The sequence below is a fragment of the Siphonobacter curvatus genome, assembly GCF_002943425.1.
Lineage (GTDB): Bacteria > Bacteroidota > Bacteroidia > Cytophagales > Spirosomataceae > Siphonobacter > Siphonobacter curvatus.
The window spans coordinates 262,060-277,383 of record NZ_PTRA01000001.1 but is presented as its reverse complement, the minus strand read 5'-3'; the positions used below and the strand labels follow the sequence as shown (position 1 = coordinate 277,383).

General features: G+C 48.4%; 12 protein-coding genes. 6 read left to right on the top strand and 6 right to left on the bottom strand.

Features of this window, described 5'->3' with window-relative positions; translation table 11 throughout:
* Positions 1–42 precede the first annotated feature (42 nt).
* The 5 genes from C5O19_RS01120 to C5O19_RS01100 form a co-directional block, all read right to left on the bottom strand.
* Positions 43–1,485 (bottom strand): bifunctional class I SAM-dependent methyltransferase/glycosyltransferase family 2 protein, encoded by a 1,443-nt coding sequence (locus C5O19_RS01120; protein WP_104709536.1) that lies wholly within the window; start codon positions 1,483–1,485, stop codon positions 43–45.
* Between the two features lie 134 nt (positions 1,486–1,619).
* The gene (gene typA / locus C5O19_RS01115) at positions 1,620–3,437 is read right to left on the bottom strand and encodes a translational GTPase TypA (protein WP_104709535.1); all 1,818 of its coding nucleotides are present in this window, start codon (positions 3,435–3,437) and stop codon (positions 1,620–1,622) included.
* A gap of 380 nt (positions 3,438–3,817) precedes the next feature.
* Entirely contained in the window at positions 3,818–4,888 is a 1,071-nt protein-coding gene (locus C5O19_RS01110) for a hypothetical protein (RefSeq protein WP_104709534.1), read from the bottom strand.
* The gene (locus C5O19_RS01105; protein ID WP_104709533.1) at positions 4,872–5,474 is read right to left on the bottom strand and encodes a hypothetical protein; all 603 of its coding nucleotides are present in this window, start codon (positions 5,472–5,474) and stop codon (positions 4,872–4,874) included. The genes C5O19_RS01110 and C5O19_RS01105 overlap by 17 nt, the downstream gene beginning before the upstream one ends.
* Positions 5,475–5,542: 68 nt before the next feature.
* Positions 5,543–6,082, bottom strand: coding sequence for an RNA polymerase sigma factor (locus tag C5O19_RS01100; RefSeq protein WP_104713779.1), 540 nt, complete (start codon positions 6,080–6,082; stop codon positions 5,543–5,545).
* A gap of 208 nt (positions 6,083–6,290) precedes the next feature.
* Between C5O19_RS01100 and C5O19_RS01095 the strand changes: the two genes are divergently transcribed.
* From C5O19_RS01095 to C5O19_RS01080, 4 genes are all read left to right on the top strand, one after another.
* Positions 6,291–6,791, top strand: coding sequence for a cupin domain-containing protein (locus C5O19_RS01095; RefSeq protein ID WP_104709532.1), 501 nt, complete (start codon positions 6,291–6,293; stop codon positions 6,789–6,791).
* A 16-nt stretch (positions 6,792–6,807) separates the two neighbouring features.
* Positions 6,808–8,067 (top strand): voltage-gated chloride channel family protein, encoded by a 1,260-nt coding sequence (locus tag C5O19_RS01090; protein ID WP_104709531.1) that lies wholly within the window; start codon positions 6,808–6,810, stop codon positions 8,065–8,067.
* Complete coding sequence (locus tag C5O19_RS01085; RefSeq protein WP_243406298.1) at positions 8,064–9,332, top strand: M14 family zinc carboxypeptidase; 1,269 nt, start codon at positions 8,064–8,066, stop codon at positions 9,330–9,332. Before C5O19_RS01090 ends, C5O19_RS01085 begins: the two co-directional genes overlap by 4 nt.
* A 75-nt stretch (positions 9,333–9,407) precedes the next feature.
* Positions 9,408–10,286: a fructosamine kinase family protein gene (locus C5O19_RS01080; RefSeq protein WP_104709530.1), complete on the top strand. Its 879-nt coding sequence runs from the start codon at positions 9,408–9,410 to the stop codon at positions 10,284–10,286.
* A 76-nt stretch (positions 10,287–10,362) separates the two neighbouring features.
* Here the strand turns inward: C5O19_RS01080 and C5O19_RS01075 are convergent, their stop codons facing one another.
* Positions 10,363–11,499 (bottom strand): TlpA disulfide reductase family protein, encoded by a 1,137-nt coding sequence (locus C5O19_RS01075; protein ID WP_104709529.1) that lies wholly within the window; start codon positions 11,497–11,499, stop codon positions 10,363–10,365.
* Positions 11,500–11,713: 214 nt separating this feature from the next.
* Here C5O19_RS01075 and C5O19_RS01070 point away from each other — a divergent pair, with 214 nt between their 5' ends.
* Entirely contained in the window at positions 11,714–13,993 is a 2,280-nt protein-coding gene (locus tag C5O19_RS01070; protein ID WP_104709528.1) for a GH92 family glycosyl hydrolase, read from the top strand.
* A 157-nt stretch (positions 13,994–14,150) separates the two neighbouring features.
* Complete coding sequence (locus C5O19_RS01065; protein WP_104709527.1) at positions 14,151–15,323, top strand: OmpA family protein; 1,173 nt, start codon at positions 14,151–14,153, stop codon at positions 15,321–15,323.
* Position 15,324: the final 1 nt, after the last annotated feature.

Below are 15,324 nucleotides of genomic sequence, written 5' to 3'. Positions count from 1 at the left end.
TAACCGTCAGAAAATTTATTTATTCAACGGTTGTATCTCGTTTTAGATAAATTTCAGTTTGCGGGCCGCAAACGCACACATCCGTAATAGAATAAATCCGTGTTTGAAGCGGGAAATGTTCGTATCACCATAGGTCCGTTCCCGGTAACGAATGGGCACCTCTACAATTTTTAGATTCAATTTGAAGGCCCCAAAGATTAAATCAAAATCGCCAAACGGGTCGAAATCGCCGAAGAACTTACGGTTAGCAATGAGCCGGTAGTAATCTGATCGAAAGATTACTTTCGTTCCGCATAATGTATCCTTGAATGGCCGATCTAGTAACCAGGAAAACAGCAGGCTAAAGAATTTGTTACCCAGCAGGTTCAGAAACCGCATAGCTTTCTTTTCCATCGGATACACCAATCGCGAGCCGTTTACGAAATCTCCTTTTCCGGAAGCAATGGCATCGTAGAATTTAGGCAAGTCTTCGGGCGGAACCGTCAAATCGGCGTCCAGAATCATCAGAATATCACCCGTAGCAACGGCGAAACCGTTCCGTACGGCATTACCCTTTCCCTTACCGTCCTGCTGAAGGATTTTAATATCGAACTGGTCTTTGTACTGCTCATAAATCCGCTGGATGGTTTGCCAGGTATCGTCGGTAGAATTTCCTTCCACAAAGATGATTTCCAGATGCTTTCCAAACCGGGGCATGCGTAACAACGCATTTTCAATATTTCCGCTTTCGTTGCGGGCCGGGATCACAATACTCGTTGAAAACCGATTCTGCCAGTCTTCTACCTCTACGGCAGGTTTGGCAAAACTGTACTGATTAATCGCCAGGTGCCGAATGAGGGGTAACTTGGCTACGTATTTATTCAGGAATGTTGAGATCAATGGAATGTATACGGGGCAAAGCATCCGCATGCTGTTCCGGTACACATCAAACCCGGCTAGGTACAGTAGGTTGTTAATGTCCATGCGGGAGAGCCAGTTCTGACGGGGCGTTTTTCGCTTCACGCCCAGCCACTCCGCCATTCGCAGGAAAGGTTCCCAGACGAAATTGTAGTAATTAACAATGACCTTCGTACGCTCATGGCATAAAGGCTGTAATTGCTCGAACAGAGCTTGAACATCGTCAATGTACCCAATTAGATTCGATAGGATGATCAAATCATATTGACGATCTAGCTGCAAATTGCGGGCATTCATCACCTGAAACTCCACCTGTGGAAACTGCTGACGAGCCACGGTAATCATCCCCTCGCTAAAATCAATTCCCGTTTTGTGTCGACCTCTGATTTGACCAATGAGTTCACCCGTACCGCAGCCTACTTCAAGGATAGAAAGCTCTTCGTGCGAGAAATAATCGCAGTATTGCGTGATTTCGTCCCAGTAATAGTTCTTTTTGCGACGATACGCGGCCTGCGACGGAGCAATCCGTTCAAAATATTCCAGATGTTCAGTAGTGTCCAGCTGCGGAGAAACTTCGGAGATCGACATGAGCGAGTTAAGCAATAAAAACACGAAATAAGGATACGAATGCGGCCTACGCAAATTCGTACAAACTCCATTTTAAGAAAAGAGGCAGGTCAAAACTGACCTGCCTCTTTTCTTATTCAATTCGCACAGAATGCTTACGCATCCGCGAAAGCACCTTTGCTTTCCGCACGTTTACGATCGTTCTCATTCAGGTGGATTTTACGCATCCGCATCGACTTCGGCGTAATTTCCAGGTATTCATCTTTCTGGATGTATTCCATTGAGTCTTCCAGTGAGAAGTTTACTTTAGGAATAATCCGTACGCTATCATCGGAACCGGAAGCCCGCATGTTCGTCAGCTTCTTGGCTTCCTGAAGGTTTACCACAATGTCGTTGTTCCGGTTGTGCTCACCGACAACCATACCTTCGTAGATTTCTTCACCGGCATCAATGAAGAAACGACCGCGATCCTGTAATTTATCGATCGTGTATGCCGTAGCTACACCTGTACCTTTAGAAATGATCGATCCGTTGATCCGACCTGGGATGGGGCCTTTGAAAGGCTCATACGCCCGGAAACGGTGCGTCATTACGGCTTCCCCGAAGGTGGCCGTCAGTACGTCCGAACGCAGACCGATCAGACCACGTGAAGGAATATTGAACTCCAAGTGTTGCACATCACCTTTCGGCTCCATGATCGTGAGTTCACCCTTGCGTTGCGTTGCCAGCTCAATTACTTTACCGGCTGTAGCTTCGGGAACGTCTACGACCATCAATTCGATGGGCTCGTGACGCACACCGTCGATTTCTTTGTATAATACCTGAGGCTGACCTACCTGCAATTCGTAGCCTTCGCGACGCATCGTTTCGATCAGTACAGACAAGTGAAGAATACCCCGACCGAATACCAGGAAGCGGTCTTCGCTATCCGTAGGCTGCACGCGGAGAGCAAGGTTTTTCTCGATTTCCTTGTACAGACGATCACGTAAGTGACGAGACGTTACGAATTTACCTTCTTTACCGAAGAACGGCGAGTTGTTGATCGTAAACAACATACTCATCGTAGGCTCATCTACAGCAATACGCTCCAGGGGTTGAGGATTATCATAATCCGTCACGGTATCTCCAATTTCGAAGTCTTCCAGACCCGTAATGGCACAGATATCACCGGCACTTACTTCGGGTACTTTCACACGTCCCAGTCCTTCGAATACCTGAATTTCTTTGATCCGAACGCGTTTTACGCTGCCGTCCGACTTGCAAAGACCCATGGAAGCACCTTCTTTCAACGTTCCCTGGAATACGCGGCCGATAGCAATACGACCCGTAAATTGAGAGAAGTCCAAAGACGTTACCTGCATTTGAGGAATACCTTCGGGCTGAGGAGCCGGGGGTACGCTTTCAATGATGGCATCGAGTAGCGGGCTGATATCTTCCGTTTTGTTGCGGTAATCGGTGCTCATCCAGCCACCTTTACCTGAACCGAACAGGGTTGGGAAGTCGAGCTGATCTTCCGTCGCACCGAGGTTGAACATCAGGTCAAATACGTTTTCCTGAACTTCTTCGGGGCGGCAGTTTTCTTTATCAACTTTGTTTACAACCACGATTACTTTCAGACCCAGCGAGATCGCTTTGGAAAGTACGAAACGCGTCTGGGGCATGGGGCCTTCGAAGGCATCCACGAGCAGACATACGCCGTCGGCCATTTTCAATACACGTTCTACCTCACCGCCAAAGTCGGCGTGGCCCGGTGTATCGATGATATTGATTTTAACGTCTTTGTAACGAACGGATACGTTCTTGGAAAGAATCGTGATTCCGCGTTCGCGTTCCAGATCGTTGTTATCCAGAATCAGATCATTGAATTCCTGATTTTCGCGAAAGAGTTTGCTGTAGTGGATGATCTTATCCACCAGCGTGGTTTTGCCGTGGTCAACGTGGGCAATGATGGCAATGTTACGGATGCTTTGCATCGGAGAAGAAAGTTTTCTGATGTCGTTTGTCTGTTATCCGCTTTGTTTACCACCGGTGCTTACAGCACCGCCTGTCGTCCCTCACTTCGAGTCACACAGAGCTAGCCTTACGGATAACCGCCAATGAAAATGCCCGCAAAATTATGAATTTTCTAACGAAAAAACACTATCTCGCTGAATAATAATTTATTAGGTTATCGTTACTTCTACGTTAATCCTCGCCGGATTAGCCTTCTACAGGGTTCTAAAGCTAATTTTGGATATTTCCAAGAAGCCATTTTTTTTACAAAGTGGAAGTAAGTATGCTATTCGTAATAAAAAAACTCCTGCATACGACCGTTTAACAGGCTGTATGCAGGAGTGTTGCAGAGGAACAACGCTTAGTCAATGAACTTCACGGGACCATAGTTGGAAACGATGCGTACCGTGCAGCCTCCCTTTCCTACTTTCCCCTTATAGGTTTTCGTATGTTTGGGGACATACCGTTGACGGGAGTCGTCGCTGCCATCGTCTTTGATCACAAAATTAATGGGCAGAGCACTCGGATAACCGAAGTTGGCGTACGTGACGGTTACGTCAAAATCCAAGTCCTGATCTTCACGTACCGGCAACCGGAGCGTCGTATAGTTGGAACGAACATCCAGATTTTTGACCGTCCGCAATAAGACGGGCAACTGGACGTTATCGGAGTAATTGATGCTTAGCCGAGCCTGTTCTTTCAACTTCCCAATTTTTCCCTTGGAATACTGAATCGTAGCCTCCAGATCACCTACTTCATCCAATATCATGGTTCCGTAATTATTGACCAATCGCAGACGATCCGCTTTATCGAGTTCCAGCTTGGAGTACTGAATTTTCAAATTGCCTTCGTTAAGCTGGCGAATGATAGCCTTGCCATATTCTACCTGAATATCATTCTCGGTACTCATCAGACGGTCGGCCGTGAAATCACCGTATTGCGTGTTTACCCGTAACGGAGCCGAAAAATCGGCCAGCGTGGCATTAGCAAAGCGGTTTTGCATATCCAATGGCATGTACTTGGGCATGTGAATGGTATAGCTAATCTTCACCCCCCGCGATTTTGATTCGTCTGAACTACGTCCCCAGCTCTTCCAACTCCAACTACCCTTGGGCTCGTTGTACCGCGTTTCCAGACGAATAATATTCCCCGAACGAGACTCTTCAATTCCTACGGCATCTACAAAACGCTGGGCTTCTTCATCATCATTCCCCATACCGACGATAATGATTTCGGCCCGGACTTCATTTCGGTCCCAAAGGTTTACTTTCATTTCGCCGTGCTGGTTGGAAACATACAGTCGATCACGCGTGGACGCACTGAAGGATTTGACAATGGTACGTTTCCGTTCGGCAAGCGTACCTTGTTCGTGAGCCAGAGCTGGTACCACCCAAAGCAAGGCCAGGAACACACCGCTAAATAGTCTTTTCATGGCTAGGTTTGGATATACGGTTGATGATCTGTAGTTGACGATTTAAAATATCGAGCTGTAATTGCAGGTTTTGAATCATGGCTTCAACCAGCTCGGTCTGATTCGGAGTTTGAGGTAATTCTGACCGCAAATTCTGATAATCTTTATCGAGCTGCTCGATTTCGGAAGCAAACTCCCGGTATAATTGGGGATTAGACGTTTCGATGGCTTTAATTTCGGACCGTTTCGTTTCAATCAGCGAAGCGTAACGGAACGCCATTTTCCCTTCTTCCGGACTTACCTGAGCAATAATGGGATCCGTATAACGGGGTTTCATAAAGTATTGTCCGGCCACAAAACCCAGGCCAAGCAATAACACAACTCCAGCGGCCATTCGCCAGCTTTTTTCGACGAAGAAATGCATCCATGATCGGTTACCAGCGGTATTTCCTAGCGGAATTACCTTGGTTTCCTTCTCCTCAGCATCCGGAATAATCGCTTCTGGCAATCGCCGTTCGATGTCCGCCCACAATCCCAGTGGTGGCTCGAAGGCATCAAACTCCTCCCGATTATCCCGAATAAAACGTTCGATACGATCTTTTTTCATGGGTATTTTTGGCCATTAGCCGTACATTAATTGCTGATAAAGTCTTAAAGGTGCGTCATGCGCTACTGCTAGGTTGAGAGCATTTCTACTAACTTACGTTTGGCCCGCATGTACTGGGTTCGGGAGGTCGACTCAGAAATGCCCAGTACTTCGGCAATTTCCTCGTGATCGTAGCCTTCCAGCAGGTACAGACTCAGCACGGTTCTAAATCCATCGGGCAATCGCTGAATGGCGGCTCGTACGCGTTCTACTTCCCACTCCGTTTCATCTTGCAGTAACGCTTCTTCGCCTACATACTCGGCTTCTTCTACCTCTACCCACTGCACTTTTCGCTGCCGTAACTGGTTAATAGCCCGGTTTACTACAATTTGTTTCAGCCAAGCTCCGAAGGTACTCGTCTGCCGGAAATCGTGAATTTTCTGAAAGGCATCCAGAAACGCTTCCTGCAGTACGTCCTCGGCTTCCCCCATGTGGTTGAGGATACGCATACATACGTTGAACATCGACTTCGAGTACAGCCGGTACAGCTCGTACTGAGCCTTACGGTCGCCCCGCTTGCAGGCTTCAACGAGTGAGTAATGACGGTCAAGGTACAACGTCTGTTCCAACGGTTTCAAAAAGACAGGTAGGTTACGGGTTCTTTGAAATGAATTCTTCTCCCCCCCTACGTTCCTGCCTTTCTACTACCCTCCGTACACCAACGATTTCAACCGCTTCATGAATCAATTTCGTACCAAGGACAAGCTTGCTTTCTGAAATGTTGCACGCGACTTTTGGATTTTTGAAATTTATGCGATGAAATCCTTGTCAATCGATATGAAACCGGCTTCTTACTGGACCGAAAAGTATACCATGCAACCGCATCCTGAGGGCGGATTTTTCCGGGAAATGTACCGTTCTGAGGAATGGTTATCGCAACCAGCCCTACCCGCCCGGTTCTCAGGCAAGCGAACGTTCAGTACGGCGATTTATTTCCTGCTGGAGAGTCATCACTTTTCGGCGTTGCACCGGATTCAGTCCGATGAGGTCTGGCATTTTTACGCCGGCGGACCGCTGGAAGTATATGTGTTCGACGAAGCAGGTCAACTGGAAATCATTCGATTAGGTAACAACCCAGACGCGGGCGAGGTATTTCAGGCCGTTGTACCGGCGGGCCGCTGGTTTGCGTCCCGACCCGCCGCGGGTACCACATATGCGCTGGTGGGCTGCACGGTGGCCCCGGGTTTTGATTTTGCCGATTTTGAACTAGCAACGGCTGAAACAAACATCTCGACCAATCCGGAATATCAGGATCTCATTCAGTCGCTCATTCGTTAGTTCGTACCTTTGTTGCATGGATACCGTTGCGGGCTCTTCCCTGATTTATTTGTTTCGATGGCTGGTGCTCAGTGCCCTAGTAGGTGGCCTGGCGGGTTCGGCTTCGGCTTTTTTTCTGGTTACCCTGGACATGGTTACGCTCTACCGGGAAAGTCATCGGTGGATTATTGCCTTTCTACCCCTCGGCGGATTTTTAGTCGGAGCTATTTATCATTACTGGGGCCAGGACGTTGTTAAAGGAAATAATCAGTTGATCGAAGAATGGCAAAATCCCCGGAAAATTATTCCTTTCCGGATGGCTCCTTTCGTACTACTTACAACCTTACTCACCCACTTGTTCGGCGGTTCAGCCGGACGCGAAGGCACCGCCGTACAAATGGGCGGGGCCATTGCGGATCAGTTTACCCGGCTGTTTCATCTCTCTGACTCCGACCGAAAAACGCTGCTCGTAACGGGCATGAGTGCCGGGTTTGCGTCCGTTTTTGGTACACCCCTGGCTGGTACTCTTTTCGCACTGGAAGTTTTCATTCTAGGCCGTCTGCGATATGAGGCTCTTATTCCCAGCTTACTCGCTGCAGTATTGGCTGATCAAACCTGTCGCCTCTGGGGAGTAGGCCATACACACTACGACATTCCCTTTGTACCTGCATTAACCGTACTGATTTTGCTAAAAGTATTGCTCATTAGCATCGGCTTTGGACTAGTAAGTACGCTTTTTGCCGAACTAACGCACTTCTGGAGCAAACAGGCCAAACGCTGGATTACCTATTCGCCCCTACGCCCCGTGGTGGGCGGAGCCATCATTGCCGTAGCAGTGTACTTTTCCGGAACAACTCGCTACATTGGCTTGGGCGTACCTACCATCGTGGCCTCCTTTCACGAACCGTCAGCCTGGTACGACTGGATACTGAAAACGCTTTCTACCACGTTTACCCTGGGCGTTGGGTTCAAAGGCGGCGAGGTTACGCCCCTCTTTTTTGTAGGAGCTACGCTGGGCAATGCCCTGGCTCCGCTGGCCGATTTACCCCTGAGTCTACTCGCGGGTATGGGCTTCGTCGCTGTTTTCGCCGGAGCATCCAACACACCTTTAGCCAGTACGGTAATGGGCATCGAACTTTTTGGGTCCGAAGCATCCGTGTATCTGGCTCTAGCTTGCTTTATTGCCTATTTGTTTTCGGGAAATTCGGGAATTTACGGCTCCCAGATTGTGGGTAGTCCCAAACAAGCCCGCTTTCTTTCGCTCAAAGGCAAAGCTTTACATCAAATCAATCCATGACCGCTGCATACCTGCCTCGCCCCATGAAATACGCTTTTGTTTTCCTCTGGTTAGGGGTTGCTCTTGCCGCGAATGCTCAACCTATGTCTCAACAAGTATTCGATTCGCACGAAACATTTAAAGAAAAAGCCCTGACCGAACGCCGCTTTCGACATCAGGATCTCTTGCCTTTACTGGAAAAAGTGAAGACCCAATTTGAAGTAACAGAAGTCGGAAAATCGACGGAAGGCCGTAGTCTTAATCTGGTTAAAATGGGTTCCGGTCCAACGAAAGTGCTGCTCTGGTCGCAAATGCACGGCGACGAGGCAACGGCAACGATGGCCATTTTCGATTTATTCCGGTTTTTCTCGGCTTCGAACGATTCCTTTGACACCTTACGCAGGGAAATTCTGGAGAAAACGACACTCTATTTCGTCCCCATGCTTAATCCCGATGGAGCGGAAGCCTGGACTCGCCGTACCGCCCTAGGTATCGACATGAACCGCGACGCCTTACGCCTGCAAACACCCGAAGGACGTTTGCTGAAACAGTTACAACAAACCCTGCAACCGGCATTCGCCTTCAACTTGCACGATCAGGAACCCCGGTACTCGGCCGGAAAAACGAAAAATCTGGCCACGATTTCTTTTCTGGCTACGGCTTACAACGAAGCCCGCGAGGTCAATCCGGTACGTAAGCGTTCGATGCAATTGATTGTATCACTCAATCGTACCCTACAGACTTTTATTCCTAATCAGGTAGGTCGTTTTTCGGATGAATTCGAACCCCGGGCCTTTGGGGATAACATCCAGAAATGGGGTAGCTCCCTGATTTTGATCGAATCGGGTGGGTACGCCAACGATCCCGAGAAACAGCAGATCCGACGACTGAATTACGTAGCCTTACTCAGCGGACTCCAGGCCATTGCTTCGGGTTCCTACGAGACCGAAGCCATTGAAGCCTACGAGGAAATTCCGGAAAATCGGCGTTCCATTTTTGACCTGATCATCCGGAATGTACGCGTTTTGAAAAAGGGTAAAACCGTTTTGACCGACCTTGCCATCAATCGTCAGGAGCTGGCTGTATTCAACCGTCCCGAAAAATGGTACGTTCGGGGTACCGTCGAGGAATTCGGCGATTGTTCGGTCTTCTTTGGTACGCGTGAACTGGATGGTACGGATTTAGTCATCGATACCGATGTAAAGCTCGGATCCAAAGCCGATTTTGTGTTGAAGTCGGCGGACGGGAAAATTAAATACCGAATTGAAAATGGACTGGTAAAATAGGAACCTTGGTCCCAGCGGCCTTCTTTCCTTCGAGTTCATCCGTATCTTTAGCCAGTTAATAGCCAACAGCTGCCTATGTTTCAAAGTACCGATCAGTATCACTTCATCGAAAGCGTCTTATTCGAAACGTTGGGCTTCCAGCCGGAAGTCAAAGAGTTTCAGTTTATATACGGTGGCAATTTCAACTTGGCTGCCAAAGTCATTACCGCCGAAGGTTCGTATTTTATCAAATGGAATCAGGGCGATCATGAAGGAATGTTTGAATCCGAAGCCCGGAGTCTGAATCGGCTGCGGGAAACGGGCATCCTGACGATTCCGATAGTACACGGCTACGGACAACGCAACGATGGGGCGTACCTAATGATGGACTTTCTGGAAACCAGTGCCCAGCGTCCGGATTACTGGGCGGACTTCGGACGAAAACTCGCTCAGTTGCACCACGTCAGCAATGATCGCCACGGCCTGGAATTTAACAACTACATCGGAGCTCTGCCCCAGAAAAATGACTGGATGGAGTCGGGCATTAGCTTTTTTATCGAAAATCGGCTGAAAGTGCAGGCCGGACGGGCCTTGTACGAAGGAAAGCTTTCGAGCAAACTACACGATCAGTTTCTGAAATTTTGCGAAAAACTTCCGAACCTGATTCCCGATGAACCCGCTGCTCTGTTGCACGGCGACCTCTGGAGCGGAAATGTCATGACGGGATCGGAAGGAGCCGTAGCCCTGGTCGATCCAGCCACGTACTTTGGTTTACGGGAGGCCGAACTCGCCTTTACCACTATGTTTGGCGGCTTTGATACGAGCTTTTACACCAGCTATTACGAAGCTTTTCCGGTAGAACCGGGTTTCAACGAACGCATTCCGCTGTATAACCTGTATCCCTTGCTGGTACACGTCAACCTCTTTGCGGGAGGCTATTTAACGGCAGTAGAACGAATTCTCCGGAAGTATTAATCTTCTGATTTCCCGATACGAAAAAGCGGATGCCCAGTGAGCTGAACATCCGCTTTTTCGTATACAATAGTCCGTTTTAGTTCGTAGCCAGTATCTCAGCCAGCTTCTCCCCCAGGGCTTTTCCACGAATATTTTTCGCGATGATTTTGCCGTTCGGATCCAGCAGGAAGTTTTGCGGGATAGCCTGTACACCATAAAGTCGGGCCGCTTCGTTGTTCCAGAATTGAAGATCGGATACGTGCGTCCAGGTCAAGTTATCTTTGTGAATGGCTTTCATCCAGGCCTCTTTCGCTCCGGGCTGATCCAGCGATACGCCCAGTACGGTAAAGTTTTTATCCTTGTACTTCTGGTAATTAGCCACCACGTTTGGATTCTCCTGACGGCAGGGGCCACACCAGCTAGCCCAGAAGTCCAACAATACGTACTTGCCTTTAAAATCGGTCAGCGAAATTAGGCGTCCCGTAGTATCAGCCTGGGTAAAACCCGGAGCCATGGCTCCGATAGCCGTCGTTTTCAGTTTCGCCAGCGTTTCTGAATACTTTTTACCCGCCGGTGTACTTTTCACGGATTCATCCAGACTTGCGTACATGGGCTCTACCTCCCCGTATTCGGGGACTGATCCGCCATAAGAACGCAAAGCATCCAGACTCACGACACTCTTCGGATTTTCCTTGATGAACTTCGCGTAAATGGTTTTCTGTTCGCCCTGAATTTTCTCGTACCGAGCATCCATGGCTTCGTCGAATTCCTTCGATTTGCGTTGTTCCGGTGTAGCGGCCTGATACTCCTTCATCATCTGGGCCATCTGTTCGTTACTGCTCTTCAAAGCTACTTTCAGCTTTTCATTGGCTACGTTCAGAGGAGTACCTTTTACGCTTGCGTTCAGGGCTGAGTCGGGGCTTTGTACCATGATTGTACCCGGTTCCAGATACAGCGGTATAATGTGGTTATTGTTCAGCCGCCGCATGCCCAATCCACGAGCATCAATAGCAATCATGGCGTTCTGCGGGGCTTCGAGCGAGCCCTTAAATTCAAAGGCTCCGTTGGTGATCTTGGCCGTATCGATCTGAGGTTTATCTCCTTTCATGTACCGTAAATACGCCTTAGCAGGGGTGTTGAGCGTACCCATTTTCCCCTTTACGGTATACATTCCGCTTTGTGCCCAGGTCAGAGCTGGTGCGAGCATCAAAGCGATAACTAATGTTTTCTTCATATGTAAATTGGTTGCGTGATGATACAAAGGTTAGCATGAAACTTGTACTGGGTAAATATACGTATTTCCATAGAGTCAGGCCTTTGAAACAAGCTTCAATTTCAATTATTGGGGCTTTTAAATGAGCAGTTTCGGTAAAATTCCACGGTTATGAAGGCTTTCATCTAGGGACTTCCTGCTCCATTTTAAGTCATTCGTATAAGACCTCTCGATCATGCGATTCTTTCTAGTTCTGCTTCTGGTTAGTCTGACGGCCGCTGCCCAGCAAAAAAGGCCCGTTGATTACGTCAATCCACTCATTGGCTCGGCTCCTAGTACCACCGAATCCGCCCGCAGGCATAGCGAAGCGGGGAGTGAACTGAAAGGCCAGATTTCTCCAGCTATTGGGCATCCGCACGGCATGACCAGCTGGACGCCGCAAACCCGTCGGACCGAAACCAAGTGCATCGCTCCGTATTATCATACCGACTCGAAAATCAACGGATTTCGGGGTTCGCACTGGTTAAATGGCTCCTGTGTACAGGATTACGGAACGGTCACGCTTATGCCCTTTTCGGGTACGCCCACGACCCAACCGGAATCTTCCTTTTCGCACGATCAGGAACGGGTAACGCCTTCGTACTACTCCGTCGTTTTACCAGATTATCAGGTGAAAGCCCAACTGACGGCTACGCCCCGTTCCGGATTGCTCGAGTTCCAATTTCAAAAGGAAGAAAAGCATTTTGTACTGATTGAACCGAACAGCGACGAAGGGCAGGGCTTCGTAGAAATTTACCCCGAACGACGCGAAATTGTGGGATACAATCCCGTTCATCGCATTTATCAGGGGGCAGGTCAATCAGCGGGGATCAGTGGCTACTTCGTTATTCAGTTCGATACGCCTTTCGAAGAGTTTGGTACGTTCGAAGCAACGACGATCCATTTCAAACACACGGTAGCCCAGGCCAAAGGAAATGCCGTGGGAGCGATCCTCGCTTTCCCTACCCAGGCGGGCACAACCGTACGGGTACGAGTAGGTACTTCTTTTACAGATCTGGACGGAGCTCGCCGGAACCTGACTGCGGAAATTCCAAACTGGACTGTAGAGCCCATTCGTAAAGCCTCCGAAGCAGCCTGGAACCGGGAGCTGGGACGGGTTACCCTCCAGGGTTCCGAAGCGGATCAATCGCTCTTTTATACGGCTCTGTATCACACAAAATTAACGCCCCGGCTGTATTCAGACGTTGACGGACGCTACCCTGGTTTTGCCAACGATACCACGATTCATACCGCGAAAGATTTTGATTACTACTGTGACTTCAGTTTGTGGGATACCTTTCGGGCAGGCCTGCCGCTTCACGCCTTGCTCGAGCCCGAACGGTCGGCTAGTCTCATGCAGTCCTTTACGAAAATGGGAGAACAGGGCGGCTGGATGCCCATCTTTCCCTGCTGGAATCACTATACGGCGGCCATGATCGGCGATCACGTACTCTCGGCGGTGGCCGATGCGTACGTCAAGGGAATCCGGAATTTTGATGTTGAAACGGCCTATCGCTATCTACGCAAAAACGCTTTTGAGGTCAATACGGACCCGAAAAGCTACGAAGCCGGACAAGGACGGCGGGCTTTAAAAAGTTACCTTCAGTATCAATACATTCCGCTGGAAGATTCGGTGTGGCAGGCTTTTCATAAACGCGAGCAAACGTCCCGTACCCTGGAGTACGCTTACGATGACTTCTGTCTGGCTCAACTCGCAAAAGCTTTACACCGTACCGATGACTATAACTCCTTAATCAAACGGGCTCAGAACTACCGAAACGTAATTGACCCCCAAACGGGCTGGGCCCGGGGCCGGTACGCGGATGGTCGCTGGAGTGAGACGTTTGACCCGTTTGCTTTACGCGTCGGCTTTATTACGGAAGGTTCACCGGCTCAGTATACCTGGTTTGTCCCACAAGATGTACAGGGTTTAGTACAGCAAGTGGGAGGCCACGAACGCTTTGTAGCGAAGCTTGATACGATGTTCGAGAAAGGCTACTACTGGCATGGCAATGAACCGGGCAATCATACCGCTTACCTCTACGCCTGGGCTGGGCAACCTTATAAAACCCAGAAATGGGTACGTCAACTCGTCCGGGAAGAATATGGTTTAGGGCCAGGTGGCTTGTCGGGTAATGAGGACGGCGGGCAAATGTCGGCCTGGCTGGCATTCAGTATGCTGGGTTTTTACCCGGTATGCCCCGGAAGACCGGAATACGTCTTGGGCAGCCCGAGCTTTGCCCAGGCTTCCTTACACCTTTCCAACGGAAAGACTTTTACCATTAAAGCCCGGGGGAATTCTTCTAAGAATATCTATATACAGAATGCTACTCTGAATGGAAAAGCATTTACTAAAACATTCTTAACCCACGATCAGATACTAGCCGGCGGAACGCTTGAATTAACGATGGGCGAGCAACCAAACCGAGAATGGGGCCAAAGGCCTTCGGACCGTCCGACCTCCCTTACGCCCTAATTGCGGAGGTTTACGAATAACGACAACCGTTTACTAACTTTAGTTTAATTAGCCTATTTCTTTGAGCAAAAATTCAGGGTTTTAAATAAGTATTTTTATTTATTTGTTCACTCATCGTTTATTAGTAGTGAATTCCAACCCTCGTATCTTGACTCAAATGGATTTAATTCAATTAGCACAAGCTCATTTAAACCCCTCTACGGTTGATAAAATCAGTGATTATCTGAACGAATCAACGCCTCATACGGCGGTCGGTTTAAACGCTGCTCTACCCGCAATCTTAGGCGGCTTTATAGAAAAAGCGACTACTCCTCAGGGGTTGAGTCTGATTTCTGATGTACTTAAAAAAGAAAGGATTGATTCCGGATTATCTGAATGGTCCACATCAATTAAAACCGTATTAGACATTCAAAAATTAATTAGTCGCGGTTCGCCCATTGTGGAAACCTTATTCAATGGTCAGACCGGTAACCTTATCAATCGAATTGCTTCCCTTGCTGACATCAGTCATACGTCTTCTTCTTCTTTATTAAGCATTGCTGCTAGCGTTTTAACGTACCTGATTGGGAAAGAAGATTCAACGCCTTCGGGTTTATTTCGACTCTTTACCAATCAAAAGGAAAGTGTTTTAGCAGCTCTTCCGGCAGGTCTTACCCACTTTTTCACCTTTTCACAACCTACGGATTTCGTTACAGAAAAAGCTCAGACGCCCGTGGCTGAAGCCAGTAAAAGCAGCAACTCCTGGTTACTCTGGCTATTACTACTTTTAGCGATTATTGCGGGCATTTACTTTTTCAAAAGCTGTACTACGGAAAAGGAAACGGGTATTTCAAAGGAAACGCAGCCGGAGAGCGTAACCACTTTGGATACGATGGTCATTGTGCATAAAAAACTTTCGACCGGAGTAGACTTGTCCTTTGGGGAGGCAAGCATTGAAAATCAACTCATCCAATTTATTGAAGATGAGGCATTGAAGGTAGATAAAACAACTTGGTTCAATTTCAGAAAGCTGACGTTTAAGAGCGGTAGTAACGAAATTGATTCTACTTCCATGCAGGAAGTTCGAAACATCTACGAAATCATGCAGGCCTATCCGGAAGTGCACCTAAAAATTGGAGGGTATACCGATAATACGGGAAGTGCTGAAACGAACCTTAAGCTGTCTCAGGAACGAGCTCGAAACGTACAGATGGCTTTAGAGAAAATGGGAATATCCTCCAGCCGTTTGGACGCAGAAGGATACGGACAAGAGCACCCAATTGCAAGTAATGAAACGCAAGCAGGTCGTGATCAGAATCGACGCATTGCGGTTCGAATAACTAGGAAGTAGA